2 tRNA genes and 2 rRNA genes (1 of these 4 cut by a window edge) are annotated in these 2,500 nt (G+C 58.6%); all 4 read right to left on the bottom strand.

Annotation, left to right across the window (positions count from 1 at the left end):
• Positions 1 to 575, bottom strand: a 23S ribosomal RNA gene (locus H6A34_RS13770); it reaches 2,326 nt to the left of the window's first position.
• 111 nt (positions 576 to 686) lie between these two features.
• Positions 687 to 760, bottom strand: a tRNA-Ala gene (locus H6A34_RS13765).
• 34 nt (positions 761 to 794) lie between these two features.
• Positions 795 to 868, bottom strand: a tRNA-Ile gene (locus H6A34_RS13760).
• Positions 869 to 956: 88 nt separating this feature from the next.
• Positions 957 to 2,487 (bottom strand): 16S ribosomal RNA (locus H6A34_RS13755).
• Together the 16S and 23S rRNA genes with 2 tRNA genes alongside form the textbook arrangement of a ribosomal RNA operon.
• Positions 2,488 to 2,500 lie beyond the last annotated feature (13 nt).

Here is a 2,500-nt window from a genome sequence, read left to right as displayed (position 1 = left end):
TCATGCTCCGACCGCTTGTAGGCGCATGGTTTCAGGATCTATTTCACCCTCCTCGTCGGAGTGCTTTTCACCTTTCCCTCACGGTACTGGTACACTATCGGTCTCACGGGAGTATTTAGCCTTGCCGGATGGTCCCGGCGGATTCACGCAGGATTTCACGTGTCCCGCGCTACTCAGGGTGCCGCTATGCCACGGGAGACTTCGCGTACGGGGCTATCACCCGCTACGGCCCGACTTTCCAGACGGTTCCGCTCGACTCCCAACGTGCAATATCGCGGCCCTACTACCCCGGACCGGCCGAAACCGGCCCGGTTTGGGCTTCTCCCCGTTCGCTCGCCACTACTAAGGGAATCACTTTTGTTTTCTCTTCCTGCGGGTACTAAGATGTTTCAGTTCCCCGCGTTCGCCCCATGACATTCGCCATGGTGACCGCCCTTCAGGCGGCCGGGTTGTCCCATTCGGGGATCCCCGGGTCAAAGGCCGTTTGCGCCTTACCGGGGCTTTTCGCAGCTTACCACGCCCTTCGTCGCCTCCGTGAGCCTAGGCATCCACCATGCGCCCTTGCTCTCTTTTCCTCGTTACTGATTTAGATTCATTGCTTTTCTGGACTTCAGCCCAAAAAAGCCGTTTCGCTTTGCTTGTCTGTACCAATATGTCAAAGATCCTACGCGCCCAACAGGCGCAAGTGGAGAATAACGGATTCGAACCGTTGACCCCCTGCTTGCAAAGCAGGTGCTCTAGCCAGCTGAGCTAATCCCCCGGCTTCAGGGACAAACGCATCTCTTTCATCAGCGTAGTCCCAGGCAGACTTGAACTGCCGGCCTCCACATTATCAGTGTGGCGCTCTAACCAACTGAGCTATGGGACTGTCCTCAGCACGGCATAAGTCTCCATCTATCTTATTAAAAAACACAGGACAAGGACGCCGCGCATGCCGATTGCAGCGCGCTCTCCAGAAAGGAGGTGTTCCAGCCGCACCTTCCGGTACGGCTACCTTGTTACGACTTAGCCCCAATCACCGGTATCGCCCTAGGCCGACCCTCGCGGTCACGGACTTCAGGCGCCCCCGGCTTTCATGGCTTGACGGGCGGTGTGTACAAGGCCCGGGAACGTATTCACCGCGCCATGGCTGATGCGCGATTACTAGCGAATCCAGCTTCGTGGGGTCGGGTTGCAGACCCCAGTCCGAACTGAGGGACACTTTTTTGATCCGCGCAGGCTTGCGCATGCGCTACTCTCTGTATGCCCCATTGTAACACGTGTGTAGCCCCGGACGTAAGGGCCGTGCTGATTTGACGTCATCCCCGCCTTCCTCGCACCTTGCGGCGGCAGTCCCCGCAGAGTCCCCGGCTTTACCCGATGGCAACTGCGGGCGGGGGTTGCGCTCGTTATGGCACTTGAGCCGACACCTCACGGCACGAGCTGACGACAACCATGCAGCACCTCCGCAGACGCCCCGAAGGGAAGCGCCGTCTCCGGCGCCGTCGTCTGCAGTTCAAGCCCGGGTAAGGTTCCTCGCGTATCATCGAATTAAACCACATGTTCCTCCGCTTGTGCGGGCCCCCGTCAATTCCTTTGAGTTTCACCGTTGCCGGCGTACTCCCCAGGTGGGACGCTTAACGCTTTCGCTTGGCCGCGGAATATATCTACCCCACGGCGGGCGTCCATCGTTTACCGCGCGGACTACCAGGGTATCTAATCCTGTTCGATACCCGCGCTTTCGAGCCTCAGCGTCAGTTGCGCTGCGGCAGGCTGCCTTCGCAATCGGAGTTCTTCGTGATATCTATGCATTTCACCGCTACACCACGAATTCCGCCTGCCTTCCGCGTACTCAAGTCGGACAGTTCGCGCCGCTTTCCGGGGTTGAGCCCCGACATTTGACGGCACGCTTTCCCAACCGCCTGCGCTCCCTTTAAACCCAATAAATCCGGATAACGCCCGGACCTTCCGTATTACCGCGGCTGCTGGCACGGAATTAGCCGGTCCTTATTCGCGCGGTACCTGCAATGAGGGACACGTCCCCCACTTTATCCCCGCGCAAAAGCAGTTTACAACCCGTAGGGCCGTCGTCCTGCACGCTACTTGGCTGGTTCAGGCTTACGCCCATTGACCAATATTCCTCACTGCTGCCTCCCGTAGGAGTTTGGGCCGTGTCTCAGTCCCAATGTGGGGGACCTTCCTCTCAGAACCCCTACCGATCGTCGCCACGGTGGGCCGTTACCCCGCCGTCAAGCTAATCGGACGCATCCCCATCCTTCTCCGGCCAAAGCCTTTCGTCCGAATCTGATGCCGTCTTCGGACCGCATGCGGCATTAATCCGCCTTTCGACGGGCTGTGCCGCGGACAAGGGCAGGTTGGATACGCGTTACTCACCCGTGCGCCGGTCGCCATCAGGGATTGCAAGCAACCCCCATGCTGCCCCTCGACTTGCATGTGTTAAGCCTGTAGCTAGCGTTCATCCTGAGCCAGGATCAAACTCTACATTGTATATCTCTTTTTT

The sequence above is a fragment of the Marseilla massiliensis genome (genome assembly GCF_016899855.1).
In the GTDB taxonomy this organism is placed as follows: domain Bacteria; phylum Bacteroidota; class Bacteroidia; order Bacteroidales; family Bacteroidaceae; genus Prevotella.
This window is presented reverse-complemented; position numbering and strand designations above follow the sequence as displayed.